This window comes from Pseudonocardia yuanmonensis (genome assembly GCF_039542425.1).
Classification (GTDB): domain Bacteria; phylum Actinomycetota; class Actinomycetes; order Mycobacteriales; family Pseudonocardiaceae; genus Pseudonocardia; species Pseudonocardia yuanmonensis.
Genome location: NZ_BAABIC010000006.1, coordinates 122,260 through 147,182 on the forward strand (window position 1 = coordinate 122,260; position 24,923 = coordinate 147,182).

The 24,923-nt window shown below is 75.8% G+C and carries 23 protein-coding genes; 6 read left to right on the plus strand and 17 right to left on the minus strand.

What is annotated here, in order from left to right; all coding sequences use genetic code 11:
- Positions 1-96: 96 nt before the first annotated feature.
- Entirely contained in the window at positions 97-744 is a 648-nt protein-coding gene (locus ABD990_RS10760; RefSeq protein ID WP_345380176.1) for a superoxide dismutase family protein, read from the plus strand.
- Positions 745-759: 15 nt separating this feature from the next.
- On the opposite strand, the gene ABD990_RS10765 is transcribed toward ABD990_RS10760, so the two are convergent.
- From ABD990_RS10765 to ABD990_RS10780, 4 genes are read right to left on the minus strand one after another with little or no spacing between them, the layout of a single operon-like run.
- Positions 760-993: a hypothetical protein gene (locus ABD990_RS10765; RefSeq protein WP_345380178.1), complete on the minus strand. Its 234-nt coding sequence runs from the start codon at positions 991-993 to the stop codon at positions 760-762.
- The gene (locus ABD990_RS10770; RefSeq protein ID WP_345380179.1) at positions 921-2,969 is read right to left on the minus strand and encodes a M20/M25/M40 family metallo-hydrolase; all 2,049 of its coding nucleotides are present in this window, start codon (positions 2,967-2,969) and stop codon (positions 921-923) included. Before ABD990_RS10770 ends, ABD990_RS10765 begins: the two co-directional genes overlap by 73 nt.
- A 17-nt stretch (positions 2,970-2,986) precedes the next feature.
- On the minus strand, positions 2,987-3,295 hold the full coding sequence (locus tag ABD990_RS10775; protein ID WP_345380180.1) for an AzlD domain-containing protein: 309 nt from the start codon (positions 3,293-3,295) through the stop codon (positions 2,987-2,989).
- Complete coding sequence (locus ABD990_RS10780; protein ID WP_345380181.1) at positions 3,292-3,972, minus strand: AzlC family ABC transporter permease; 681 nt, start codon at positions 3,970-3,972, stop codon at positions 3,292-3,294. Before ABD990_RS10780 ends, ABD990_RS10775 begins: the two co-directional genes overlap by 4 nt.
- Before the next feature lie 53 nt (positions 3,973-4,025).
- On the opposite strand from ABD990_RS10780, the gene ABD990_RS10785 reads away from it, so the two are divergent.
- Positions 4,026-4,586, plus strand: coding sequence for a helix-turn-helix domain-containing protein (locus ABD990_RS10785; RefSeq protein ID WP_345380182.1), 561 nt, complete (start codon positions 4,026-4,028; stop codon positions 4,584-4,586).
- Between the two features lie 216 nt (positions 4,587-4,802).
- On the opposite strand, the gene pdxS is transcribed toward ABD990_RS10785, so the two are convergent.
- From pdxS to ABD990_RS10835, 10 genes are all read right to left on the minus strand, one after another.
- Complete coding sequence (pdxS, locus tag ABD990_RS10790) at positions 4,803-5,732, minus strand: pyridoxal 5'-phosphate synthase lyase subunit PdxS (protein ID WP_345380183.1); 930 nt, start codon at positions 5,730-5,732, stop codon at positions 4,803-4,805.
- A gap of 134 nt (positions 5,733-5,866) precedes the next feature.
- Positions 5,867-6,463, minus strand: a complete 597-nt coding sequence (locus tag ABD990_RS10795; RefSeq protein WP_345380185.1) for a LemA family protein — start codon at positions 6,461-6,463, stop codon at positions 5,867-5,869.
- Positions 6,460-7,596 (minus strand): glycosyltransferase family 4 protein, encoded by a 1,137-nt coding sequence (locus ABD990_RS10800; protein WP_345380187.1) that lies wholly within the window; start codon positions 7,594-7,596, stop codon positions 6,460-6,462. Before ABD990_RS10800 ends, ABD990_RS10795 begins: the two co-directional genes overlap by 4 nt.
- Positions 7,593-8,477, minus strand: a complete 885-nt coding sequence (locus tag ABD990_RS10805) for a phosphatidylinositol mannoside acyltransferase (RefSeq protein WP_345380189.1) — start codon at positions 8,475-8,477, stop codon at positions 7,593-7,595. The genes ABD990_RS10800 and ABD990_RS10805 overlap by 4 nt, the downstream gene beginning before the upstream one ends.
- The gene (gene pgsA / locus ABD990_RS10810; RefSeq protein WP_345380190.1) at positions 8,474-9,106 is read right to left on the minus strand and encodes a phosphatidylinositol phosphate synthase; all 633 of its coding nucleotides are present in this window, start codon (positions 9,104-9,106) and stop codon (positions 8,474-8,476) included. Before pgsA ends, ABD990_RS10805 begins: the two co-directional genes overlap by 4 nt.
- A gap of 67 nt (positions 9,107-9,173) precedes the next feature.
- Positions 9,174-9,755 carry an HIT family protein gene (locus tag ABD990_RS10815; RefSeq protein ID WP_345380482.1) on the minus strand — a complete coding sequence of 194 codons (582 nt, stop codon included), beginning with the start codon at positions 9,753-9,755 and terminating at the stop codon, positions 9,174-9,176.
- An 85-nt stretch (positions 9,756-9,840) separates the two neighbouring features.
- The gene (gene thrS / locus ABD990_RS10820; protein WP_345380191.1) at positions 9,841-11,895 is read right to left on the minus strand and encodes a threonine--tRNA ligase; all 2,055 of its coding nucleotides are present in this window, start codon (positions 11,893-11,895) and stop codon (positions 9,841-9,843) included.
- A 130-nt stretch (positions 11,896-12,025) separates the two neighbouring features.
- A complete protein-coding gene (locus ABD990_RS10825; RefSeq protein WP_345380192.1) occupies positions 12,026-13,363 on the minus strand; it encodes a hypothetical protein in 1,338 nt (445 codons plus the stop codon).
- A gap of 35 nt (positions 13,364-13,398) precedes the next feature.
- Positions 13,399-13,839, minus strand: coding sequence for a hypothetical protein (locus ABD990_RS10830; RefSeq protein WP_345380193.1), 441 nt, complete (start codon positions 13,837-13,839; stop codon positions 13,399-13,401).
- A gap of 179 nt (positions 13,840-14,018) precedes the next feature.
- The gene (locus ABD990_RS10835) at positions 14,019-14,726 is read right to left on the minus strand and encodes a hypothetical protein (protein ID WP_345380194.1); all 708 of its coding nucleotides are present in this window, start codon (positions 14,724-14,726) and stop codon (positions 14,019-14,021) included.
- A gap of 1,103 nt (positions 14,727-15,829) precedes the next feature.
- Here ABD990_RS10835 and ABD990_RS10840 point away from each other — a divergent pair.
- Positions 15,830-16,195: a nuclear transport factor 2 family protein gene (locus ABD990_RS10840; RefSeq protein WP_345380196.1), complete on the plus strand. Its 366-nt coding sequence runs from the start codon at positions 15,830-15,832 to the stop codon at positions 16,193-16,195.
- A 9-nt stretch (positions 16,196-16,204) separates the two neighbouring features.
- Here the strand turns inward: ABD990_RS10840 and ABD990_RS10845 are convergent, their stop codons facing one another.
- The gene (locus ABD990_RS10845) at positions 16,205-17,431 is read right to left on the minus strand and encodes an alpha/beta hydrolase fold domain-containing protein (protein ID WP_345380197.1); all 1,227 of its coding nucleotides are present in this window, start codon (positions 17,429-17,431) and stop codon (positions 16,205-16,207) included.
- Between the two features lie 354 nt (positions 17,432-17,785).
- Between ABD990_RS10845 and ABD990_RS10850 the strand changes: the two genes are divergently transcribed.
- Together ABD990_RS10850 and ABD990_RS10855 are read left to right on the plus strand one after the other, a co-directional pair.
- The gene (locus ABD990_RS10850; RefSeq protein ID WP_345380199.1) at positions 17,786-20,494 is read left to right on the plus strand and encodes a transglycosylase domain-containing protein; all 2,709 of its coding nucleotides are present in this window, start codon (positions 17,786-17,788) and stop codon (positions 20,492-20,494) included.
- Positions 20,495-20,655: 161 nt separating this feature from the next.
- A complete protein-coding gene (locus tag ABD990_RS10855; protein ID WP_345380200.1) occupies positions 20,656-20,874 on the plus strand; it encodes a hypothetical protein in 219 nt (72 codons plus the stop codon).
- An 85-nt stretch (positions 20,875-20,959) separates the two neighbouring features.
- Here the strand turns inward: ABD990_RS10855 and ABD990_RS10860 are convergent, their stop codons facing one another.
- Both ABD990_RS10860 and ABD990_RS10865 read right to left on the minus strand, forming a co-directional pair.
- Entirely contained in the window at positions 20,960-21,583 is a 624-nt protein-coding gene (locus ABD990_RS10860; protein ID WP_345380202.1) for a nucleoside/nucleotide kinase family protein, read from the minus strand.
- A 35-nt stretch (positions 21,584-21,618) separates the two neighbouring features.
- Positions 21,619-24,033: a SpoIIE family protein phosphatase gene (locus ABD990_RS10865; protein WP_345380203.1), complete on the minus strand. Its 2,415-nt coding sequence runs from the start codon at positions 24,031-24,033 to the stop codon at positions 21,619-21,621.
- Between the two features lie 53 nt (positions 24,034-24,086).
- Here ABD990_RS10865 and ABD990_RS10870 point away from each other — a divergent pair, with 53 nt between their 5' ends.
- Positions 24,087-24,923 carry a helix-turn-helix domain-containing protein gene (locus ABD990_RS10870; RefSeq protein WP_345380204.1) on the plus strand — a complete coding sequence of 279 codons (837 nt, stop codon included), beginning with the start codon at positions 24,087-24,089 and terminating at the stop codon, positions 24,921-24,923.

The window sequence follows — 24,923 nt, forward strand, 5'->3', positions numbered from 1 at the left end:
CCGCTCGTCGCCGCGTGCCGGGCCCCCGGCGCCACGATCGGGCTACCGGGCGCGGCGCACCTCGTTGATCACACCCCCATGGGGTATGTCTGCTTCATGGTCCCACCACGCACCCTCCACCGCCTCGTCCTCCCGGCGCTCGCCGCGCTGTCCCTGGCGCTCGTCGGCTGTTCGTCCCCGTCCCAGGCGCCGTCGGCCGAGACCGGCACGCCCGCCGCCACCACCGCGCAGGCCGCCCCGGCCTCCGGCGCGCCGGCCGGCGCCGAGGAGGACGTCGACGTCGAGGCGACCTTCGCCACCACCGGCGACGCGATCACCTACCAGCCCGAGCTGGTCCCGCCCGGCGCCACCGCGAAGGTCACGTCGTCGACCGAGGGCACCAGCTCCACCGTCACCCTCGCCGTCACGGGGCTCGTGCCGAACCGCGCCTACGGGTCGCACGCCCACCAGAAGCCCTGCGGCCCGGCCGCGGCGGACTCCGGCCCGCACTTCCAGCACGTCGCCGACCCGGTGAGCCCGAGCGTCGACCCGGCCTACGCCAACCCGCGCAACGAGGTGTGGCTGGACTTCACCACCGACGCGCAGGGGGCCGCGTCGGTCACGGCCACCCAGACCGAGTGGGCCTTCACCGACCAGGCCGCACCGCAGTCCGTCGTGATCCACGCGATGAAGACGGCGACCGAGCCGGGCAAGGCCGGGACCGCGGGCGACCGCGTGGGCTGCGTGACCGTCGACTTCGCCTGAGTCCGGGGCCCGGGCTCACAGCGCGTGCGAGCCGGTCACCGCGACCAGCTCGCTCGTGTGGCTGCCCGCCACGCCGACGTCCGGGGGCCGGGGCCGGAAGCCGGGCAGCCCGTCGAGCCCGTCCGAGCCGTCGGTGACCTGCAGCCGCAGGTCAGCGGCGGCCTCGTCGGCCAGGGTCAGCCGGAGCTCCAGGCCCTCGGCCGGCGGGGCGTGGAAGAGCAGGTCGAGGCGCCCGTCGCGGACCGGCACCGGCCTGCCCGCGACGTCGGCCGCGTCACGATGGCACCCTGCGTGCGCAGGGCGACGAAGCGGACCGGCCGCTGCGGGGTGAGGCGCGCCGTGACCGTCCGCCCCTCGCGGACCGCGGCGACGGTCGTGGGCGGCAGGTCCGCCGGCGCGGCGGGCCCGGTCGTGTAGGTGCCGTCGAAGCCGGCGAGATCGAGCTCCTCGCGGCCGTCCACGTAGCCGGCGGTCCAGGGCCCGGGGGGTGGCTCGGCGCTCAGCCAGCGGGCGGTGTGCGCGTCGGCGTCGAGCAGGTACATGAGCTGGCTCGGGGCGGGCCGGGCGGCGTCGAACGCGTTGCGCGCGAAGCCGGCCACGCCGAGGACGAGCGCCGCGGAGAGCGCGACGGCCGGGACGAGGCGCCGCGGGGGTAGCAGGTCCAGGAGCGGCACGAGCGCGAGGCCGAGCAGCGCCATCACGAAGGCCGGCACGGCGGCGACGGACAGGCCCAGGGCCGGGAGGAACAGCACCGCCGTCGGCACCAGGACCAGGGCCGCGACCGCGCCCGCGGCCGCCGTGGCGAGGCGCCCGCCGACGATCCCGGCCACTCCCCCGGCCAGCGCCGGCAGCGCCGTCAGATACGACCCGCCCGGTGCGGCGACCGCCAGGACCACGCCCAGCACGGCGAGCCAGACCAGCCCGCCGATCGCGAGCGCAGTCGTCCCGACCCGCCGGCGGAGCAGCGCGAACCAGGCCAGGGCCACGGCGGCGACGAGGCAGGCGAGGGCGGCGCGGTCCCACTGCGGCTCCCACGGGTCGCGCAGGCCCGCGTACCCGGGTCGCAGCGCGGTGAGGCCCAGCCACGCGAGCTGCGCGAGGGCGGCCGCCGCGACGAGCGGGACCAGCGCGGCGGCCGTCCCGGCGAGGAGCCGGCGCCCGGTCGTCGCGCCGCGGCGCAGCGCCGTCACCGCGGCGGCGCCGACCACGAGGACGGCGAGCACCGCGAGCGGCAGGACGAGCCCGTCCGGATAGCGGACGAGCAGGCCCGCGACCGGGAAGTACGTGGCGTCCGCGGACGGGGCGCGGACGCCGGCGAGGTCCGCGGCGCCGAGGCGCGACACCAGCGCGGTCGTGTTGTCCAGGTGCATCTGCAGCGACCCGAGGTCCATCCGTGCCGGGACGTCCAGCGGCCCGTGGTAGGCCGCGCTGCCGTCGATGTACGCGCTGTTCAGCCCGGTGAAGCGGCCGGCATCGCGGAAGGGGCTGAAGTCGGTGTCGTTGGGCAGGATCCGGTAGACCTCGACGGCGAAGCTCGTCGCGACGGGGTGCGGGGCCGCCGCCGCGAACTCCCGCACCACCGCGCCGTTGCCCGGCGTGGTCTCGAACATGGTCACCGGGCCGGAGGTGCCGCGGGCCTCGACGTTGAGCACGACCCCGCCGTCGGCGGCCTCCGGTGCCTCCGCGACGAACGCCTCCGCCCCGCACAGGCAGGCCTCCTCCGCGTCCGTCGAGACGAGGACGACGTCGTTGCGCGGCGGGTGGGTGCGGAGCCACCGCGCCGCCTCGAGCAGGGTGGCCGTGCCCGCGCCGTCGTCGTTCGCGCCGGGGCCGGACTGCACGGAGTCGTGGTGCGCCACGACGAACACCCGGCCGGTCGGCGCGGTCCCGGGCACCGTCGTGATCACGTTGCCGACGCGCGCCGCAGCCGCCGTGCCGGCGCCCGGGGACCCGGCGTTCACCCCGATCGTGTCCTGGACCCGGGGCGCGAACCCCATGTCCCGCAAGGAGGTCAGCACGTACTCGCGGACGGCGTCGTTGGCGGGCGAGCCGGTGACGTGCGGGGTCACGGCGATCCGCTCGACGTCCGCGAAGGCCCGGGCGGCCGACGGCCCGGCGGCCCTCGGGTCCTGCTCGGGGGCGGGCGGCAGGATCGTGACGACCGCGACGACGCCGGCCGCGAGGACCAGGAGCCAGGCGAGGAGCGGGGCGAGCGGGCGCGGCACGCGGGCAGTCTGACGGGCTACGGCACGCCCAGCGCGCGCAGGCCGGCCGTCGTGCCGGCGGCGAGGACGACGACCAGCACGAACGGCACCTTCAGCCACGCCGCCACGCCGCCGACGACGACGCCGGCGGGACGCGCCCACCCGGCGAACCCACCGTCCTCGGTGAGCGCCGCGGACGCGACCAGGGCCACCAGCAGGGCGGTCGCCCCGAGGTCGGCGAGCCGGGAGGCGCGCGGCGGGAGCGTGACCCTGTCCCGCAACAGGACGCCGGCGAGCCGGACGAGGTAGGTGCCGGCGGCGAGGGCGAGCACGGCGGCCCAGGTCATGCCGCCTCCTCCGGCCGCCCGGCCAGCACGAGCGCGACCAGCGCCACGAGGACGGGCAGCCCCGGGGGGAGGAAGGGCGTGGCCGCGAGCGCGACGACGGCGGCGCCGAGGCCCACGCGCCGGGCGTCCGGCGCGCGCAGCGAGGGCAGCAGGAGCGCCAGCAACGCGGCCGGGAACGCGGCGTCGACCCCGAACGACGCCGGGTCCGGTACCGCGGACCCGGCCAGCAGGCCGACGACGGTGCCGGCGTTCCAGCCGACGAACAGCAGTGCTCCGCACGTCCGGTACGCCGCCCTGGCCCGCGGACCGGTCCCCCGCGCACGGGTGAAGGCGACGTTCTCGTCGATCATGAGGTGCGCGCCGAGCAGGCGGGCCGGCAGCGTCCGGCCCGCGAGGTCGCCGACGGCCAGGCCGAACGGCAGGTGCCGCAGGTTGAGCAGCAGCCCGGCCGCCACCGCTGCGATCGGCGCCCCACCGGCGGCCACCACCGCGACCGCCAGGAACTGCGACCCGCCCGCGAAGACCAGCACGGACATGGCGACGGTGAGCAGCGGCGGAACCCCCGCGGCCGCCGCCAGCGCACCGAAGGACATCCCGACGACCGTGATCGCCGCCCCGAGCGCCAGCGCGTCGCGGAGGTCGCCGCGATCGAGCGCCGTTCGCCTCGCCGAACACATGGACGTTAGGATGAACACCACCGAGGCGTTCGTCAAACCGAATAGGGAGACCGATGAACCGAACGGACGGGACGCCGCTCGCGGCGATCGCCTCCGCCGTACGCCGTGAACGGACCCGGCGCGAGCTGTCGCTCGGTGAGCTCGCACGGCGCGCCGGGATCGCCAAGTCCACGCTCTCGCAGCTCGAGGCGGGGACGGGAAACCCGAGCGTCGAGACGCTGTGGGCGATCGCCGTCGTGCTGGAGGTCCCGTTCTCCCGGCTGGTCGACCCGCCCGCCCGGGCCGTGCGCGTGGTGCGGGCCGGGGAGGGCGTGGTCATCCCGAGCGAGCACTCCCCCTTCACCGGCACGCTGCTGGCCGCCTGCCCGCCCGGGGCCCGGCGGGACCTGCACGTGATCACCGCCGAACCGGGCCCCGCCCGCAGCGCCCACGCCCACATCCCGGGCACCACGGAGCACATGGTCGTCACGGCGGGGCGGTGGCTGGCCGGGCCGGAGGGCGAGGAGGTCGAGCTCGGCCTCGGGGACTACGCCTGCTTCCCCGGCGACCGCCCCCACGCCTACCAGGCCCTCGAACCCGGCGCCGCCGCGGTGCTGGTGATGGAGTACGTGTAACCCCCCGCGAGTCGGGCCCTGAGCTCCCGCGAGTCGCGCCCTGAGCTCCCGCGAGTCGCGAGATCCGGCAGCGCGAGTTGAGAGAGCGAGGTCAGCGCCTCTACCGAAATGTCCGGCGGAACGGCCCACGACCATGCTCCGTGCGGGCAGGAACAAGGCGACAGTCCTCGAGAACGTCGAACGCCCCGCACGAGGCGGGGCGTCCGGGGGCTCAGCTCACCAACCGCGGGCGGCGTAGCGCTGCTCGGAGGGCAGGTCCGGGATGTTGATCCCGACCATCGCCTCGCCCAGCCCGCGCGAGACCTTCGCGATCACGTCCGGGTCGTCGTAGAACGTGGTGGCCTTGACGATCGCCGCCGCACGCTGGGCCGGGTCGCCGGACTTGAAGATGCCCGAGCCCACGAACACGCCCTCGGCGCCGAGCTGCATCATCATCGCCGCGTCCGCCGGGGTCGCGATCCCGCCCGCGGTGAACAGCGTGACCGGCAGCTTCCCGGCCCTGGCCACCTCGGCCACCAGCTGCACCGGCGCCCGCAGCTCCTTGGCCGCGATGAACAGCTCCGCCTCGTCCATGGTGCCGAGCCGGCGGATGTCCGCCCGGATCTGGCGCATGTGCCGGGTCGCCTCGACGACGTTGCCGGTGCCGGCCTCGCCCTTGGAGCGGATCATCGCCGCGCCCTCGGAGATCCGGCGCAGCGCCTCGCCCAGGTTGGTCGCGCCGCACACGAACGGCACGGTGAACGCCCACTTGTCGATGTGGTGCGCCTCGTCGGCCGGGGTGAGCACCTCGGACTCGTCGACGTAGTCCACGCCGAGGGACTGCAGCACCTGGGCCTCGACGAAGTGCCCGATGCGCGCCTTGGCCATCACCGGGATCGAGACCGACTCGATGATCCCCTGGATCATGTCGGGGTCGCTCATGCGCGCCACGCCACCCTGCGCACGGATGTCCGCGGGCACCCGCTCGAGGGCCATGACGGCGACGGCGCCGGCGTCCTCGGCGATCTTCGCCTGCTCCGGCGTGACGACGTCCATGATCACGCCGCCCTTGAGCATCTCGGCCATGCCGCGCTTCACGCGGGCCGTGCCGAGCTCGGTGCTGGCGGTGCCGGCGGCGTTGTCGGTCTGGGCCTGCTCGGACGACACTTTCGGTGCTCCTTCTCGGTACGGTCCCCGGGACCCCGGGCATGCTGCCGCCGCTGGTCGGCGGCCCGTGCACCGATGGTACGCGTCGCCCGGGGCCGGTCACGCCCTCAGGTGTCGCACCCCTCAGCCCGCCGTCAGCCGACCGGGTCGGTGGGGCGCAGCGCCCTCGGCACCACGCCCGCGGGCCCCGGAACCGACTCGGCGATCTCGAAGTAGCCGGGCAGCGGGGCCGTGCCGTGCAGCCGCAGCCAGCGGACGAGCCGCCGCGACCGGAGGTCGAGGGTGTCCCGGACCGCGTCGTTGTGCACCCGCCGCGCGAGGACGACGAGCCGCTCCGCGTCGGCGAGCTCCACGCGCAGGTCCGGGTCGAGCCGCGTCCGGTCGACGGCGCCGAGGGCCCGGGACAGGGCGTTCTCGACGATCTCGCGGGCCTCGATGCCGTCCTCGCTGCGCCGGGGCAGCCCGCGGACGGTGCCCGCGCCGGCGGCGCGCGCGGCCTCGTCGAGGGCCGCGGGCACGCTGCCCGGTCCGGCCTCGCGATCCCCGAGCACCCCGGCGACCCGGACCGCGACCTCCGCGCGCCGGGCCAGGGACCGTTCGAGCCCGACGCGTGCCGCGTCCGTGCGCTGGTGCAGCCGGTCGAGACGACGGCTGCGGGCCACGCAGAGCACGGTCACCGCCACGACGACGGTCACCAGGACGACCAGGAGGACCACCAGCGGCCAGGTCACGCCGCACCGCCGGGGAAGGCGTCCCGACCGGCGACGACCTGGCGCGGGTCGGCCGCGACCGCCGCCTGGTAGACCTGCAGGACCTGCGCCGCGACGACCGGCCAGTCGAAGGCGGCCGCCCGCACCCGCCCGGCCGCGGAGAGCATCGCCCGACGCGCCGGATCGCTCAGCAGCCCGCCCAGGGCCGCGGCGAGCGCCCCGGCGTCCCCGGTGGGCACCAGCACGCCGGCCGGGTCCGGCTCGCCCAGCACGCGGCGGAAGGACTCCAGATCGCTCGCCACCACCGGCGCGCCCGCGGCCATGGCCTCGGTGAGCACCATGCCGAAGCTCTCGCCGCCCAGGTTGGGCGCGCAGAAGACGTCGACCGAGCGGAGCGCGGCGGCCTTGGTGTCCTCGTCGACGGCCCCGAGCACGTCGAGCCGGTCGGCGACGGGCCCGGCCTCGCGCCGCAGGTCGGCCGGGTCCCCCCGCCCGACGACGAGCAGTCGCGCGTCGAGCGCGCGCAGCGCCTCGAGCAGGACCGGCATGCCCTTGCGCTGCTCGGTGAACCGCCCGACGAACCCCACGGTGGGCGTCCGGGGATAGCCCGGGAGCATCGGGCCGGCGGCGAACCGGGCGACATCGACGCCGTTGGGGATCTCGATCGCGTCGCCGCCCAGGTGCTCGACCTGCACCCGCCGGGCCAGTGACGACACCGCGATCCGCGCGGTGACCTTCTCCATCAGCGGGCGCAGCACCCCGCCGAAGGCGTGCAGGGTGCGGGAGCGCTCGGTCGAGGTGTGGAAGGTGGCGACGATCGGGCCCTCGGCGGCGAGCAGGGCCAGCACGGAGATCGAGAAGGTGGTGGGTTCGTGCAGGTGGAGGACGTCGAAGGCGTTCTTCTCCAGCCAGCGCCGGGCCCGGGCGTAGGTCACGGGGCCGAAGGTCACGCGGGCGACCGAGCCGTTGTACGGGACGCCGAGGGCCTTCCCTGCGGAGGTGACGAAGTCCGGGACCGGGGTGTCCTCGTCGGCGGGTGCGAGGACGGAGACCGCGTGCCCCAGCTCGCGCAACGCCCGGGCGAGCTCGACGACGTGCGTCTGCACCCCGCCCGGTACGTCGAGCGAGTAGGGACACACGATGCCGATCCTCACCGGCGGTCCCCCGGTGTCAGCTCCTGGAGCATGTGCCAGTCCTCCAGGTGCGCCGCGATGTGCTCCTCGAACGCGCGGGCCAGCTCGAGGGTGGCCTTCGGCACCGCGGCGCGGTCCGGCACCGCGATCGCCGGCGAGACGGTGGCGCCCCAGCCGCCGGGCCGGAAGTAGGTCACGGCGGCGTGCAGCTGGGCGCCGGTGAGGGCGCAGAGCGACGCCGGACCCGACGGGAGCCTGATCGTGTCGCCGAAGAACGGTACGTCGACGCCGGTGCCGGCCAGGTCCCGGTCCGCGATCAGACAGACCAGGCCGCCCGCCCGGAGCCGCCGGGTCAGCGCGAGGTGGGCCTGCCGCCCCGCGTCCTGCGCGACGATCTCGAAGCCGAGCGACTCGCGGTACCCCACGAACCGCCGGTACAGCGACTCCGGCCGCAGCCGCTCGACGACCGTGGTCATCTCCGCCGGGAGACCGTGCCGGCGCAGCTCCTCGATCACGTAGACGCCGGCGACGTCCCAGTTCCCCGCGTGCGGCAGCGCGAGGACCACCCCACGCCCCTCCCGCATCGCCGCGATGGCGACGTCGAGGCCGGGGACGGGCGCGTGCCGGGCGTGGATCGTGTCGCGGTCGAGCGCCGGGAGCCGGAAGGCCTCGCCCCAGTAGCGGGCGTAGCTGCGCAGGGCCGTGCGGACGAGCCGGTCGAGCTCGGGTCCGGAGGCCTCGGGCCGCACGCGCCGCAGGTTGCGGCGCAGCCGCTCGACGCCCGCGCCGCCGCGTCGCCACGCCAGGTCGGCCCCGGCCCGGAACCCGGCCTCGGCGAGGGGAGCCGGCACGTGCCGCAGCAGCCGCCAGGCCGCGGTGTAGCCGAGCTCCGCGAGGTTCACGACGGAGGCTCCTGCGTCCGGGCCGACAGCGCCTGCGCGCTGCGGTACACCAGCACGATCCGCTGGACGACCGTCAGGACGGACGCCGCCGCGAGCCCCCACAGCAGCACGTGCAGCGCGTAGGGCACGCCGACCCCCTGCAGGAAGACGCCGACCAGGACGACGATCAGCCGCTCGGCCCGCTCGACCAGTCCGCCGTCGGCGTTCAGACCGGCACCCTCGGCCCGCGCCTTCACGTAGGAGATCAGCTGCGCGGACACCAGGCAGATCAGGGCGGCGATCCCGAGCACCCGCTCCTCGCCGACGCCGAGGCACCACCACACGACGCCCGCGAAGAGCGCGCCGTCGGCGATCCGGTCGCAGGTGGAGTCGAGCACCGCGCCGAACGGGGTGCCCCTCCCCCGGGCCCGGGCCATCGCCCCGTCGATCAGGTCGAGCAGCACGAACAGCGTGATCACGAAGGGCGCCACGACCAGCTCGCCGCGGGGCAGGAACCACAGCGCCGCCGCCGACGCGCCGACCGTGCCGACGACCGTGACGGCGTCCGGCGTGATCCCACGCCCGACCAGCGCGCGACCGATCGGGTCGGTGACCCGGTTGACGTGGACTCGGGCGACAACGTTCAGCATCGGGTGGGGCCGACTCCTGCCGGTCTCGTGCGGCGCCCCGCCGCGGCCGGCGGTGCGGATGACCAGCCTAGTCCCGCGGCCGGTCACTCCCCGTGTCGGGCTCGCCGGCGCCGTCCGTGGCCGCCGCGCCGCCGGCGGGCTCCCAGTCCGGCTCCCAGGCCCCGGCGAGCAGCTCGCGGGTCTCGGACAACAGCTGCGGGATCACCTTCGTCTGCCCGACGACGGCGATGAAGTTCGCGTCGCCGCCCCACCGGGGCACCACATGCTGGTGCAGGTGCTCGGCCAGCGAGCCGCCCGCGACCGTGCCCAGGTTGAGGCCGGTGTTGAACGCGTGCGGCGCGGCGACCTTCTTCATCGCCCGGATCGCGCGCTGGGTGAACAGCGTGAGCTCGGCGGACTCGGCGGCCGTGAGGTCCTCGAGGTCGGCGACGTGCCGGTACGGCAGCACCATCAGGTGGCCCGGGTTGTACGGGTGCAGGTTGAGCAGCGCGAACACGCTCCGCCCCCGCGCCACGACCAGCCCCTCCGCGTCGGGCAGGGACGGGATGCGGCAGAACGGGCACCCGCCCTCGCCGGCCTCCTTGATGTAGGCCAGCCGGTGCGGGGTCCACAGCCTGCGGAACCCGTCCGGCGTGCCGACCCCCGCCATGCCCTCGATCTCCGGGGCTTCCCGCTCGGGCTCGGACACGCCGTCGATCCTAGTCACGCGCCCCCGCCCGACCTGGCACCGCCGGTCACGGGGTGAAGGTCTCCGCGGTCGGGTTGACGTTGGAGCGACCCGCGATCCACCTCGTGACGGCCTCCACCGCCTGCGCCACCGGCACGCCGTTGGTCTGCGAGCCGTCCCGGAAGCGGAAGCTCACCGCGCCCGCCTCGACGTCCCGCGCGCCCGCGAGCAGCAGGAACGGCACCTTCTGCAGCGTGTGGGTGCGGATCTTCTTCTGCATCCGGTCGTCCCCGGCGTCGAGCTCGACCCGCACGCCCTTGGCCCGCAGCTGCGCGACGACCTCCTGCACGGCCGGCACCTGCTCGTCCGTGACCGGGATCGCGACGACCTGGGTCGGGGCCAGCCACGCCGGGAAGGCGCCGGCGTAGTGCTCGAGCAGCACGCCGAAGAAGCGCTCGATCGAGCCGAACAGCGCACGGTGGATCATCACCGGGCGCTTGCGCGAGCCGTCGGACGCCGTGTACTCGAGGTCGAACCGGTCCGGCAGCATGAGGTCCACCTGGATGGTCGACATCTGCCAGCTGCGGCCGATCGCGTCCTTGGTCTGCACGCTGATCTTCGGCGCGTAGAACGCGGCGCCGCCCGGGTCGTCCACCAGGGTCAGCCCGGTGTCCTCGGCGACCTTGCGCAGCACGTTGGTCGCGCGCTCCCAGTCCTCGTCGCTGCCGATGGACTTCTCCGGGTTGCGGGTGGAGAGCTCGAGGTAGAAGTCGTCGAGGCCGTAGTCCCGCAGCAGGCCCAGCACGAAGTCGAGCAGGGAGGCGATCTCGCCCTCCATCTGCTCCTCGGTGCAGTAGATGTGCGCGTCGTCCTGGGTGAAGCCGCGGGCCCGGGTCAGGCCGTGCACCACGCCGGACTTCTCGTACCGGTACACGGTCCCGAACTCGAACAGCCGCAGCGGCAGCTCGCGGTAGCTGCGCCCGCGCGCGTCGAAGATCAGGTTGTGCATCGGGCAGTTCATCGGCTTCAGGTAGTAGTCCTGGCCGGGCTTTCGGACCGTCCCGTCGGCGTTGAGCTCCTCGTCGAGGATCATGCCCGGGTACATGCCCTCCTCGTACCACTCGAGGTGGCCCGAGGTACGGAACAGCTGCCCCTTGGTGATGTGCGGGGTGTTGACGAACTCGTACCCCGCCTCCTCGTGCCTGCGCCGGGAGTAGTCCTCCAGCTCCTTGCGGATCACGCCGCCCTTGGGGTGGAAGACCGCGAGGCCGGAGCCGATCTGGTCCGGGAAGGAGAACAGGTCCAGCTCGGCGCCCAGCCGGCGGTGGTCGCGGCGCTCGGCCTCGGCGACGCGCTCCAGGTAGGCGTCGAGCGCCTCCTGGGACTCCCACGCCGTGCCGTAGATGCGCTGGAGCTGCGGGTTCTTCTCGCTGCCCCGCCAGTACGCGGCGGCGGTGCGGGTGAGGCTGAACGCCGGGATGTACTTCGTGGTGGGCAGGTGCGGGCCGCGGCAGAGGTCCGACCAGACCGTCTCGCCCGTGTGGGCGTGGACGTTGTCGTAGATGGTCAGCTCGCCGCTGGCGTCGACCTCCATGACCTCGCCGTCGGCCTCGGTGCCCGTGCCCTTGAGGTCGATCAGCTCGAGCTTGTACGGCTCGTCGGTGAGCTCCTTGCGCGCCTCCTCGAGCGAGTCGAAGCGGCGGCGGGAGAAGCGCTGGCCGGACTTGATGATCTTCTTCATCGCCGACTCGAGCTTCTTCAGGTCCTCCGGCGTGAAGGGCTTCTCCACGTCGAAGTCGTAGTAGAAGCCGTCCGTGACCGGCGGCCCGATGCCGAGCTTGGCCTCCGGGTACAGCTGCTGGACGGCCTGCGCGAGGACGTGCGCCGCGGAGTGCCGGATGACGCTGCGGCCCTCGTCCGAGTCCGCGGTGACCGGCACGACCTCGGCGTCGGCCTCCGGGGCCCAGGCCAGGTCGCGCAGCGCGCCCTCGGCGTCCTTCACGACGACGACCGCCTGCGGCCCGCTGGTCGGCAGGCCCCCCTCGCGGACGCGGGCCCCGGCCGTCGTCCCGGCCGGCACCAGGATCGGCGCGGACGCGGGCGGGGCGGGTACAGCGGACACGAGGTGCCTCCAGGGAAGTGAGGTGCGGGTTGTGCCCCCGATGCTAGAGGTCGGGTCCGACGGGTATCCGCTGGCATCCGCGGGCCACCGGCCCGGTCCGGGCGCGGTTCGGGGTGCGGTCGGGCCGCGCTCAGGTGCGGTGCGGCAGCCCGACGTGCGCGTGCGGGTGCTCCGGCTCGGCCACGACGCGGCGGAGCGGGGGCGGGCTCCCGGGGGTGGCCGGGGTGAACCAGTCCACCTGGCTGAGCCCGGCCTGGTCGGCGGGGTCGCCGCGGTCGGCGGGGTCGGACTCGCCCGCCGGCTGCGGTGCAGGGGCGGCCTCGGTTCCGCCCGACGACGCGGGGGCGGGCCGCCGGGCGGCCGCCGGACCGTCGGAGTCGGAGGTCCCCGGACGGGAGTGGGCGGCCGCGTCGGCGTGGTCGGCCGGGGCCGCCGTTCCGGATCCGATCGGGCCCTGAGGCTCGACTCCGTGCGGGCCGTCGGATCCGGACCCGTTCGGACCCTGCGATGCGAAGCCGTGGGCGAGAGAGGCGATCGTCGACCCGTTCGGGCCGAGGCCGGCGGGCGGGGAGCTATGGGGGCCGTGCGGCCCGGGCCGCGAGCCGTGCGCCGAGCCGTTCGGCACGTGCGCCCCCGGAACAGAGCCGTGGGGGACGTGGGCGCCGGGCACGGAGCCGTTCGGGCCGAGCGCGGCCGGCACCGACCCGGTGGCGCCGTGGACCGCACCGACGCCGGCCGGGCGGACCGCCCAGGCCGGCACCGGCGGTGGTGCGAACCGGCCCCGGGCCGGGGCCGCGGCCGTCCCGACGAGGACCGGGCACCGGGTGGGGCGGGCGGGCGCCGCGCCCGCACCGGCGGACGCGAAGGCCGGGGTCGCCGGCACACCCGGGAGCGCGGCCGGGATCGGAGAGGCGGTGCCCGGCACGGGCGACGCGGGAGGCGCGGGAGCCACCGGACCGAGGCCGGCCTGCCCCGCGGCCTCCTCGAACGACCGGACCGCCGGCGCCGCGTCCGGCACCGACGGTGCGGACGGTGCGGCGGACGGTGCGGCGGGCGTCGTTGCCCGCGGACGCCGCGGCACGAAGGCCGCGGGGTCGACCCGGTCCAGCACGCGGCGGACCTTGCGCAGGTTGCGCTCCGGCGTGACGACCAGCACCGAGAGCACCAGGCCGGCGCTCAGCGGATCCGGCAGGAGCCGGATGAGGTGCAGCACCGCGGACCCCTGCCGCACGACGACCTCGGCCGGCGCGCCCCGCACGACCTGGGCCAGCGCCTGCGCGGCGCGCATGACCTCGGCCTGCGCGGCGGCCACCGCCTCCGTCTCGAGGCGGGCGCGGTCCGCCGTCTCGGCGTCGAGCGTCAACCCGCTCTCGACGTCGACGAGGGCGCAGGCCAGCACGCAGGGCTGGCGCAGGACCTCCTTCGCCGCGACGCGCAGGACTCCGGGACTGCCGGGGATGCTCAGCACACCTGAATTTGTATCGGGACCGTCGCGGAGCGCGATCAGCGGTGGGCGTTGGTCTGGAAGTACTGGTTGTCGCCCTGCGGCGCGCGGGCGCCCGCGTTCGGGTGCGACATGTAGAACTCCTGCTCGATGACGCGCAGGTCACGCCGCGCCATGGCCAGGTTGGCCTGCGCCCGGTTCAGCACGAGGTAGAAGAAGAGCTTCTCGTCCGGCAGGCCGCGGATCAGCCGGATCAGGTGGTACTGGTTGTCCAGCGTGATCAGGATGTCCTCGATCTGCTCGCGCAGACCCAGCTTCTGGGAGACCTCGATCTTGGTCCGGACGACGTCGCTGTTGCCGGGGGCCGCGACCTCGAGGTCGAACTCGGCGCTGCCGCCGCGGGAGCCGAGCATCATGCCGCTCTCGTAGTCGACGACGGCGACGGCGAACGCGCCCTTGATGTTGGCGGCCATGTCCAGGGAATGCTCGATGGAGCTCATTGTCTGCCTCCGACCGCCGGTCGGGGGAACGGCTTCCGGCGGTCTCGAAATGGTGGGACGGGGGAACCTGAAGGGTATCGCAGAATCGTTGCGGCGAGCGCCGGGGGGTGGATTCCCGGGGCCGTGGGAAAACGGTGGATCGCGGGCGCGGCGCAGGGCGTGCACCCGACGGCCGGAAATCAGCGCAATCGCCTCCGCAGACCGTCGGCCAACCGGCGCAGCGTGAGCAGGTCCGTGGCCCACCGCCGCTCCTGGTCGATGTCGTCGGGCCCACGTGGGGGCGGGATCACCGTGTCGCCCCGGCGCCGCGGCAGCGCGCCGGCGGGAGGGGCGGTGTCGGCGGGAGCGGCGGCGTCGGTGGCAGCAGCGGCGTCGGTGGCAGCAGCGGCGTCGGTGACAGCGGCGGGGCCGGTGGCAGCAGCAGCGGGATCGGTGGGAGGGGCGGCATCGGTGGCAGGGGCGGCGTCGGCCGCCCGCGCCGTGCTCGGGTCGTCGTCCTCGACCGGCGCGGGTCCCGACCCCGGGGCGGCGCGCCGGGCGACCCCGGGTGCCGCCGACAGCCGTTCGGTCGGGGGACCCGGCCGCGGGTCGCGCGGGGTCCGGTTCTCGGGGGCGACGTCCCACCCCGCGGCCCGCTCGACACCCCGGACCCCGCGCACGGACTCGGGTGGCAGCGGCGGGCGGGCCCGGTGTGCCGCCGCGAAGAACTCCGCCGCGAGCAAGGGCGTGCGGTTCCTCGCGAACGGCTCGGCCCGCTCCTCGACCCGGACGCGAGGCGCCGGCGGGACGGCGATCGGTACGTGCGCCTCCGCCGCGCCGGTCCCGAAGGAGAGATCGTCATCGGGCCCGAGGGGCGCCGTCGCCGCAGCGTCGGCCGTGTTCGTCACCGTCGCCACCCGAGGGGCGGCCAGCACGGCGGCCGACGGGAGCGCGGCCGGCGTCGCCGGCGGCGACGGAGCCGGCGACGGAGCCGGCGACGGCGCCGGTGATGGCGTCGTCGATGACGGGGCCGGAGGCGGCATCGGCGCCGACCGCGGGGCCGAACGCGGTGACGGCGGTGTCGGAGGCGGCGGCGCGCTCGGGACGACCGGACGGCCGGGACCCGAGACGCGGGCCACGGGGATCGGTCGCGCGCCGGGTGGCGGAGCGGAGGGACGCCGGTCCGACCGGGTCGAGGGACCCCCCGCGGCGGGCGGCACGGGGGACACGCCGGGGATCGCGGACGGCGCGGCGCCCCGGCTCGCCGTGGGTCGGCTCGCGGCGGGCATGGCGGTCAGGCCCCCCGGCGCCTGTCCCACCGGACGCGGGGTGCGGCCCCGGGTCGCGCGCTCCACCTCGCGGAGCACGGAGGCGAGGGTGGCGCGGGCCCGCACCAGCCGGAGGTACAGCACGCCCGCCGAGTCGTCCGCGAGCGGCAGCGGGGCGAGGACCTGCACGATCCGGGCGCCGGTCACGACGACCGTGTGCAGCGCGCCGCCACGCGGGCCGCCGACCCCGGCGGCACCGTCGAACGCGTCGACGATCTCGTCCGGCGAAAGGCCGGGATCGTCATTCCCGGCGGCGGTGAGAATTGTCCGCGAATCGCGCTCCAGAACGCAGGCGTACGACACCCCGGGCAATTTTCCCAGGGTGTCGATCACACTGTCCGGAACGGGCACGCGAAACTCTCTCACAACCTGAGCGAAGCCCGGGGACCCACCTTTCCGGCCCATTCCCGCACGACCGGGGGCACGAGCCACGCACGGCCGTCCGGCTGAGTGCCGGCGAGCCGTCGGCGCTCTCCCCGTGGAAATCGCCGGGGCCGGCCGCTCGGGCGTCGCCGGTGCAGCCGTCCCGGCGAGGAGCGGACGGCCGCCGATCACCCGGCGATCGGCCCCCGCATCGCACCCGTCCGGACCCCACCTGATCCGCGTGACGCTGCACACGCCTGCGCGGTCGGGCGTGGGCGGCCGGCTGGCGCCGGTCCCGTCCGGAGTGGTCGGATGGGTGCGTGAGCGCAGCTGCCTTCCGGGCCGCGGTCGAGCGGGGCGACGCCGACGCGGCCACCGACCTCTTCTCCGCGGACGCCGTGTTCCACTCCCCGATCGTCCACCGGCCGTACGAGGGGCGGGAGGCGCTGCGGGCGATCCTGCGGGCGGTCGTGCAGGTGTTCGAGGACTTCCGCTACACGGACGAGTTCACCGGCGACGCGGGGCACGTGCTGGTCTTCCGGGCCCGGGTGGGCGACCGGGAGCTGGAGGGCGTCGACATCCTGCGCGAGGGACCCGACGGTGTCGCCGAGCTCACCGTCATGGTCCGGCCCTACTCGGCCGCCACCCTGCTGCGCGAGCGGATGGCTGCCCTCCTCACCCCCTGACCCGCCCCGTCAGCCGGTGGTCGCGGTGGCCCGCGTGTGCACGGCGGTGAGGAAGCGGTGCACGGCGCGCACCGTGTACGCGGTGCGCGCGGTCGGGAGCCCGTCGAAGCCGTGCTGGGCGTGCGGCAGCTCGGCGTAGCAGACCGGCTCGCGGGACACCGCCCGCAGCCGGGCGACCAGCCGCCGCGACTGCCCCACCCCCGCCACCGTGTCCGTGTCGCCGTGCACCACGAGGAAGGGCGGCGCCTCGGGCCCGGCGCGGTGCACCGGCGAGGCCGCACGGTAGGTGGCCTCGTCGGCGGTGTAGCTGGTCCCGATGACCTTGCCCTCGAGCAGCGTCCACAGGCCCTGGTCGTCGGCCGTGAAGTCGTGCACGCCGTAGAAGGGCACAGCCGCCTGCACGGAGGTGTCCGCCTCCTCGAAACCCGGCTGGTAGGCCGGGTCGTTCGGGGTCAGCGCGGTGAGCGCGGCCAGGTGCCCGCCGGCGGACCCGCCGGTCACCGCCACGAACCCGGGATCGCCGCCGAACCCGGCGACGTGCTCGCGGACCCAGGCGAGGGCGCGCTTGACGTCGACGATCATCGCCGGCCACCGCGCCGCGGGCGCGAGTCGGTAGTCGACGGTCACGCAGACCCAGCCGCGGGCCGCGAGGTGGGCCATCAGCGGTACCGCCTCCTTCGTGCGCGAGCCGAGCGTCCACGCCCCACCGTGCACCTGCAGCAGGACCGGGGCCGGCCCGCCGTCGCGCAGCAGGTGCAGGTCACGCCGCGCCCAGACGTCCAGCCGGTGCTCGGGTTCGGGCCCGTACGCCACGTCCTGCGCCACGACGTACCGGCCCGCGCCCTGCCGCCACTCGCGCACGCGCCGGAGCGCGCGGGGGATCGGCCGGTCCAGCCCCGTGACGCCGAGCGGAGCCAGCGCCTCCTGCAGGACGAGGGCCGAGCGGCGGGCGTCGGCGACGAGCCCGACGAGCGCCGCCACGGCGGCAGCGTTGGTGCCGACGGTCGCGAGGGCGGACGCGACCGACCGGGCGTCGCGCGGACCGTGTACCAGCTCCGCGACCCCGCCGGCCGCCAGCGCGGCGTGCGCCAGGGCGTCCGCCACCGGCATCTCCGAGGCCGGCGTGCAGGCGGCCATCTGGGCCACGGACGTCGGCCAGCGCCGTAGCACCGGCCGGCGCGCGCCCGTCGCCGCCAGAACGCCCATGATCCCCGACACCGTGCCGGTGCGCCCCATCCGAGCTCCCTCGCTCCCGTGATCGCCGTCGATCCCCCGTGATCCTCGCCTGCCGGAGCCTGCGGATCTCCCCCGCCGCCTCGCTCACATCCGTCCGGCCCAGTCCACGCGCGAGATCGTCACACACCGTCGCCGACAGGCCCGACGGCACGCGGTCGGGATGCCGTCATTCGGGTGAGTTCGATCTCCGGCCGCACCGTGCCCCCGGGGTGGCCCGTTGACCTCCCAGAACGGTCGCGCGGGCCCGAACGGTCGTGACGGGTGCTCCGCACGGCCGAGGCCGGCCCGGCCGCCCGTCCCGCCACGGCCACCGGGCCGGGGAACGGACGGCGGACGACGGGGAGGGACGTGCGAGTGCCCGGAGGAGGTCACGGACCGGCGCCGCGCGCGGGCCGGCAGGGCCCGCCGCCGCAGCACCCGCGTCCCCGGACCGCCCCGCCGGTCCGCTCCGTCCCGCCCGCGCGGCCGACCGCCCCGGGCCGCCCGCAACCACTCGCCGGCACCCCCGGCTCCGGCCGGCCCCTGCCGCCCCCGCCCCGCCGCGCGGGCGAACCGGGTCCCTCCCGGTCGGTCCCCTCGCGCGGGCAGGCGCAGCCCCCGGCCGCCGACCGCTCGCGCAGCGCGCAGCAGAGCCCCCGGACCGACCGGACCGCCGCCACCCGCACCGACACCGCCCGCACCGACACCGCCCGCACCGACGGAGCCCGCACCGACGGAGCCGAGCGGACCGACGGCACCGACGGGACCCGGCGCTCCGCGGTCCCCCGCTCCCGTAGCCGCCGGTCCCGCTCGCGCTCCGCCGTCGGCTGGTGGCAGACCCCGGACCCGCGGAAGGCCACGGCGACCGCGACGGGCCTGACCCGCGCCGGCGAGGACACCGGTCAGACCGGCCCGCAGGGCCCGCTGGAGCTGCTGCGCCGCCGGCTCGTCGGGGGGTCCGCGCACCGCAGGCCGCTCACCCCGGCCCAGCGCGCCGCCCGGCGGCGCAGGCACGTGAAGTGGGGCGTCCTCGGCGGCCTCGGCGCGCTCGTCCTGCTGCCCCTGCTGGCGCTGGGGATCGGCTGGGTCGCCTTCTCCGTGCCGACCGCGGACGACGCCGTCAACAACCAGGTCGCGACCATCTCCTACGCCGACGGCACCGACCTGACCCGGCTCGTCCCCGAGCAGGGCAACCGGACCAAGGTCACGGTCGACCAGATCCCGGTGCACGTCCGCGAGGCCGTGCTGGCCGCCGAGGACCGAAGCTTCTACTCCAACCCGGGCTTCGACTTCAGCGGCATCCTGCGGGCGGTGTGGAACCAGCTGCAGGGCGGCGTCGGCGGCGGGTCCACGATCACCCAGCAGTACGTGAAGAACGCCCTGGTCGGCGACCAGGTCTCCTTGTGGCGCAAGTACAAGGAGCTGATCGTGTCGCTGAAGGTCAACCAGGAGAAGTCGAAGGACGAGATCCTCACCGACTACCTGAACACGATCTACTTCGGCCGCGGCGCCTACGGCATCCAGTCGGCGAGCCAGGCCTACTTCGGCAAGGACGTCGGGCGGCTGACCGTGGCGGAGGGCGCGCTGCTGGCCGGCGTCATCCAGTCGCCGTCGCGCTGGGACCCGGCGATCGATCCGCAGAAGGCCGTGCAGCGCTGGGACTTCGTGATGGACGGCATGGTCGGCCAGGGCTGGCTCGCGCCCGGCGACCGTGCCGCCGCCACCTTCCCCGCCACGCAGCAGCGCAAGGCGGCACCGGGCAGCGGCTCCTACTCGGACAGCCGCGGGCACGTCGTCAACGCGGTGAAGGCGGAGCTGGACTCGCTGGGCATCACCGACCAGGAGATGGCCCAGGACGGCCTGCGGATCACGACCACGATCGACCCGGAGCAGCAACGACGGGCGGTCGAGAGCGCGCAGAAGACCCTCGCCGGGCAGCCCGACAACCTGCGCTCGGCCGTCGTCGCCATCGACCCGAGGACCGGCGGGGTGAGCGCCTACTACGGCGGGGAGAACGGCGTCGGGCTCGACTACGCACGGGTGAGCAAGCAGCCGGGCTCGACGTTCAAGCCGTTCGTGGTGCTCGCCGCGCTCAGCCACGACCCGCCGATCGGGATCGGCACGGTGTTCGACGGCAGCGAGCAGACCGGCCTGCGCAACGCCGACGGCGCCGACTGCCCGCGCTGCGACCTCAAGCAGGCCATGACGATCTCCAACAACGTCATCTTCACCAAGCTGGCCGCGAAGGTCGGGCCGGAGAACGTCGCCGCCGCCGCGCGGGCCGCCGGCATCACCTCCCCGCTGGACAACCCCGACGCCCGGCTCGCCCTCGGCAACAAGGAGGTCACGCCGCTGGAGCTGGCGTCGGCCTACGCCACCATCGCCGACGGCGGTGTCTGGCACGCCCCGCACTTCATCTCCAAGGTCGTCACCGCGGACGACCGGGTGCTCTACGAGGCGCCGGAGTCCCAGGGCGAGCGCCGGTTCAGCGAGCAGGTCGCGCGCAACACGATCGAGGCCATGCTCGGCGTGGTCCCGAACGACGGCCTCGGCATCGGCCGACCGGTCGCGGGCAAGACCGGCACCGTGCAGTCCCGGTTCGAGGGTGAGAACAACGACGCCTGGTTCTCCGGCTTCACCCCGGACCTCGCCACCGCGGTGTGGATCGGCACGGACATGAACTCGCCGATCCGCACGGCCTCGGGCACCCCGGTGGAGGGCAAGACCCTGCCGGGCGAGGTGTGGCAGACGTTCATGAAGCAGGCGGTGGAGGAGGAGCCGCAGACCGAGGGCTTCGGCACCTACAAACCGATCGGCGAGCCCCCCTCGGACCTGCCGCCCAACGAGACGCCGACCCCGACCCCGACCTCGAGCGCGCCGCCGAGCCCGTCCTCCGAGTCCTCCGAGGTCCCGCCGCCCCCGCCGACGCCGGTGGCCCCGACGACGGAGCCGCAACCCGGCAGCGCCGCCCTGCCCGACGGGGAGGACCCGCTGTTCCCGGGCGAGGACGGCGCGGCCACCCCCGCACCCGGCGCCCCGCCGACGGCCCAGCGTCAGGACTGCTCGATCACGCCCTGCGGCTGAGCGATCCGGGGTCGTCCGGAGCCGACCCGGTGGTCGGGGGGTGGTCGCAGTCGTCCGGGGCCCGTCCGGGGCCCGTCTGGGGTTGGTCCGGGGTTGGTTCCTGTCGTCCGCACCGGTCCGGACGATCCCGGGCCCGCCCGGGCGCGGCTACCGTGGAACGCGTGAGCACCTCACGACGGTTCGCGGTCGACGCCTGGCCGGCGGACCGCAGCCTGGTGCTCTACGTGCCGGAGATCGAGGCCGCCACCTCGGTCCGGGACCTCCGGGACGCCGAGGCGGCCGCCCGGGAGCTGATCGCGGTGCTCACCGGGCTGGACCCCGCCGGGATCGAGTGCGAGGTGCGGCTCTCCCGCCGCGCCCGCGTCGCCCCCTGGCGCTGAGCGCGTCCCGCCGAGCAGATCAACCGAGCCGAGCCGCCATCAACAGGGCGCGCGTTCATCAGGGCCGCGGTCGGCCGAGCCCCGGTCAGGGGCCCAGGGTCTCCAGCACCGCGCTCGGCACCACCAGGTCCGCCCGGTCCCGGGTCGCGGCGACCCGCTCGGCGTTGGGCCCGTCGACCCGCCGCACCCACTCCTGCGCGGCGGCCGGGGCCTTGCCGAACCGGACGTGCCGGTCCACCAGCCGGCGCAGCCGCAGGTCCTCGCGCAGGTCGCAGAACCAGGTCTCGGTGAGCTCGGCCGCCACCGCGGGCCACGGCTCGTCGGGCAGCAGCAGGTAGTTGCCCTCGGTCACGACCAGCGGGGCGTCGGGCGGGACCGCGATCGCGCCCGCCAGCGGCTGCTCCAGGTCGCGTTCGAACATCGGCGCGTACACGGGCCAGGGCTCCCCCGCCCGCAGCCGGCGCAGCAGCGCGAGGTACCCGGCGGCGTCGAAGGTGTCCGGGGCGCCCTTGCGGTCCCGCCGGCCGAGCTCGTCGAGCGCGACGTCGGCCAGGTGGAAGCCGTCCATCGGCACGTGCACCGCGCCGGGCACGGCCGCGACCAGGTGGGCCGCCAGCGTCGTCTTGCCCGAGCCGGGCGCGCCGGCGATCCCGAGCAGGGCCCGCCCACGGGCGGCGAGGGCCGACGCCCGCGCGACCGGATCGATCACGCGCCGAGCCTACGTCCGACCGGGTCGGGTACGGATCAGGCCCGGCACCGCACCGCCAGCACGACGACGTCGTCGCCGGTGTCGGCCGGGGAGCCCGACACCAGGTGGTCGCAGAAGGCCTCCAGGTCCAGGTGCGCCCCCGCCCCGGCGAGGGCGAGCAGCTCGCGGGCGCCGCGGTCGTCGACGTCGTCGCGGCGCTCGGCGAGCCCGTCCGTGTAGAGCACGAGGGTCTCCCCCGGGGCCAGCTCGACCTCCTGGTCGTGCCGCAGCCGGTCCGGATCGACCCCCAGCACGACGTCGACGGCACCGCTCGCGTACCGGGCGGTCCGGCCGGGCCCGACCAGTAGCGGGAGCGGGTGCCCCGCGCTGGACCAGCGGAAGACGCGCTGGTCGCCGCGCAGCAGGACGCGCCCGTGCAGCAGTGTGGTGAAGCGGGTGACGTCGAGCCGCGAGGCCACCCGGTCGAGCCGGCGCAGCACGTCCGACGGGGCGCCGTCGCTGTCGAAGGCCAGCGCGCGGAGCATGCTGCGCAGCTGCCCCATCGTCGCGGCGGCCGCCAGGTCGTGCCCGGCGACGTCGCCGACGGCCAGCGCGAGGTCCCCGAAGGGCAGCCGGAACACGTCGTACCAGTCGCCGCCGACCTCCAGCTCCGCCGCGGCGGGCCGGTACCGGGCGGCGACCTCGATGCCGCCGATGCCGATCTCGGCCATCACCGGCGGCTCGGTGAGCATCGACTCCTGCAGCGCGAGCGACACCTGCCGGGTCTGCTGGAACCGCCGCCCGTGCTCGACGGCGGCGGACGCCCGCGCCGCCAGCTCGGTGACCAGCGCCAGGTCGTCTGCGGTGTAGGGCAAGCGTTCGCCGCAGCTCGCGAAGAGCAGGCCCGCGATCACCCGGCCCCCGGAGATCACGGGCGCGACCAGCCGCGAGTTCATCCGGACCTCGCGGGCCCAGGTGTACATCTCCGGGGTGCCGGCCCAGTGCTCCACCTCGAGCGGGTCCAGCTCCAGCTCCGGGCGCCCGGTCCGCACGGACCGGGCCAGCGGGTGGTCGGCGCCGAAGACGAACCGAGCGGCGCCGTCGCCGCCGATGTCGCCGGGGACCGGGGGCAGGCCGGGCGCGGCCCGGGTGACCGACCGGCGCCCGTGCACCGGGCGGCCGGGCTCGAGCGGCTGGGCCTCGTCGACCAGGTAGACCCGGCAGAGGTCGGCGAACTCCGGCACCACGGCATCGGCCAGGGCCAGCAGCTCGGTCTCCGGGTCCAGCGCCCTGTTCACGGCCAGGGTGGCCCCGGCCAGGACGTCCAGCCGGTGTCGGGAGCGGAACTCGTCGTCGATGTCGGTCTCGGTGCCGACCCACTCGACGAGCCGCCCGCCCTCGCGCACCGGGACGGCCCGCGACCGGAACCACCGGTACCTCCCGCCGGTCGCCCGCAGCCGGTGCACGTGCTCGAAGCCCGCGTCGTGGCCTGCCCGGGCGCGCACGACGGCGGCCTCCCAGGCCCCGCGCTTGCTGTGGCGGTCCTCCGGGTGGAGGGCCTCGAGGAAACCCCAGCCCGCGTACTCGTGCGGGGCCTGCCCGGTGACGGCCCGGTAGCTCGGCGAGTCCTCGCGCGCGCTCCCGTCCGGCTCGCGGATCCACACCGCCGCGGAGGTGGCGTCGATCAGGCTGCGGTAGCGCCGCAGCAGCGACTCGCGGGCCGCCGCCAGTTCGGCGAGCTCCCGGCGGGTGCGCTCGGTCTCGGTGATGTCGACGACGACCAGCCCGACGCCGAGCACGGAGCCGTCGCGGTCGCGGACCGGGTAGCAGTTCACCATCCAGGACTGCTCCGGGCCGCGGCCGTGCCACAGCCGCCCGGTGAACGGCGTCTCGGTCAGCGGTCGCTCCTCGTCGAGCACCCGGCGCAGCAGCACCGCGATCCGGGCGCCCGTCTCGCCGTGCACGTCCTCGAGGGTGCGGCCGATCCGGTCGTCGGCCGTGCCGCCGTCGATCGTGGTCACCGCGGAGTTCACCCGCCGGTACCGCAGGTCGCGGTCGAAGTACGCCAACCCGACCGGCGCGTTCTGCCACAGCGCGTCGAGCAGCGAGAAGGCCTCGACGCCCGCCCGGGCGTCCGTGGCGTCCTGCAGCACCCCGACGACGGCGACCTCGCCGGACCCGGGCGCGGCGTGCACGTAGAGGAGGCGTCCGGTGGGCACCACGGCGGGCAGCGCGTCGCTCACCCGCCCGAACCGGGCGCGGGCGAGCATGTCCCGGGCGGCGGCCAGGTCGACGGGCGGCCGGACCGGGTCGATGCCGTTGCGCCCCAGGACGGTGTCGGCGGACCAGCCCGTGAGCCGGGCGGCCTCGGCGCTCCACAGGAGCACGGAGCCGCGGGCGTCGAGCGCGAACAGCCCGACGGGCAGATCGGCGACGACGTCCGCCGCGAGCTCTGCCTGCGGGCCGTGCATCCGCGCATTATGGGGGCTCGCGTCCGTCGTGCGATACGGGCCACACTCGGGCGGTGGAGGCGGCCGAGTACGTGACCAGGGCGGCGCACCCCGCGCTGCGCCGCTACGTCCGCCGGCTGCAGGGTTACCGGGAGTACAGCGCGGCGCCGCTGCGACGGCTGCAGGCGCCCGTCGGGTCGTGTGCGCTGATCCTCGGGTTCGGGGAACCGCTGCGGCTGCACGGGCCGGCCGGCCCGAGCGCACCCCGGTCGTTCCTGGCCGGGATGCAGACCGCGGCCGTGCACACCGAGTTCCGCGGCCACCAGCACGGGATGCAGGTCGACCTCACCCCGCTCGGGGTCTTCGTGCTGCTCCGGCGCCCGACGATCGAGCTCACCGGCGCGGTCCCGGCGCTCGGGGAGCTCGACGCCCCCGCGCTCGAGGCCCTGCCGGAGCGGCTGGGCGCCGACCCGGACTGGCCGCGGCGGTTCGCCCGACTCGAGGCGTTCCTCGCCGGGCGCCTGCTCGACGACACCGTGCGCCGGCCGGACCCGGAGGTGGCCTGGGCGTGGCGGGCGCTGGTCCGCCGCGCGGGCGACCTGGGGATCGCCGAGCTGGCCGCGGAGACGGGCTGGAGCCGTCGGCACCTGCTCGACCGGTTCCGTGCCCAGGTCGGCCTCGCCCCGAAGACCGCCGCCCGGGTCCTGCGCTTCGAGCGGGCGGCGGGGCTGGTGGTCGGCGGCGGCCCGTTCGGGAGTCCCGGTCCGCGCTCGGACCTCGCGGCGGTCGCCGCCGAGTGCGGGTACTCCGACCAGGCCCACCTGACCAGGGAGTTCCGCGCGCTCGCCGGGGTCACGCCGATCGCCTACCGCCGCGCATTCCTTCAAGCCGCGCCGGTCCCGGGCTCCTAG

Excerpts from the sequence above, each read along its gene's own strand:
- ABD990_RS10760 (WP_345380176.1), top strand. The coding sequence starts at position 97 with ATGGTCCCACCACGCACCCTCCACCGCCTCGTCCTCCCGGCGCTCGCC.
- ABD990_RS10775 (WP_345380180.1), bottom strand. The coding sequence starts at position 3,295 with ATGACCTGGGCCGCCGTGCTCGCCCTCGCCGCCGGCACCTACCTCGTC.
- ABD990_RS10780 (WP_345380181.1), bottom strand. The coding sequence starts at position 3,972 with ATGTGTTCGGCGAGGCGAACGGCGCTCGATCGCGGCGACCTCCGCGAC.
- ABD990_RS10785 (WP_345380182.1), top strand. The coding sequence starts at position 4,026 with ATGAACCGAACGGACGGGACGCCGCTCGCGGCGATCGCCTCCGCCGTA.
- pgsA (WP_345380190.1), bottom strand. The coding sequence starts at position 9,106 with ATGCTGAACGTTGTCGCCCGAGTCCACGTCAACCGGGTCACCGACCCG.
- ABD990_RS10815 (WP_345380482.1), bottom strand. The coding sequence starts at position 9,755 with ATGGCGGGGGTCGGCACGCCGGACGGGTTCCGCAGGCTGTGGACCCCG.
- ABD990_RS10830 (WP_345380193.1), bottom strand. The coding sequence starts at position 13,839 with ATGAGCTCCATCGAGCATTCCCTGGACATGGCCGCCAACATCAAGGGC.
- ABD990_RS10845 (WP_345380197.1), bottom strand. The coding sequence starts at position 17,431 with ATGGGGCGCACCGGCACGGTGTCGGGGATCATGGGCGTTCTGGCGGCG.
- ABD990_RS10865 (WP_345380203.1), bottom strand. The coding sequence starts at position 24,033 with ATGCACGGCCCGCAGGCAGAGCTCGCGGCGGACGTCGTCGCCGATCTG.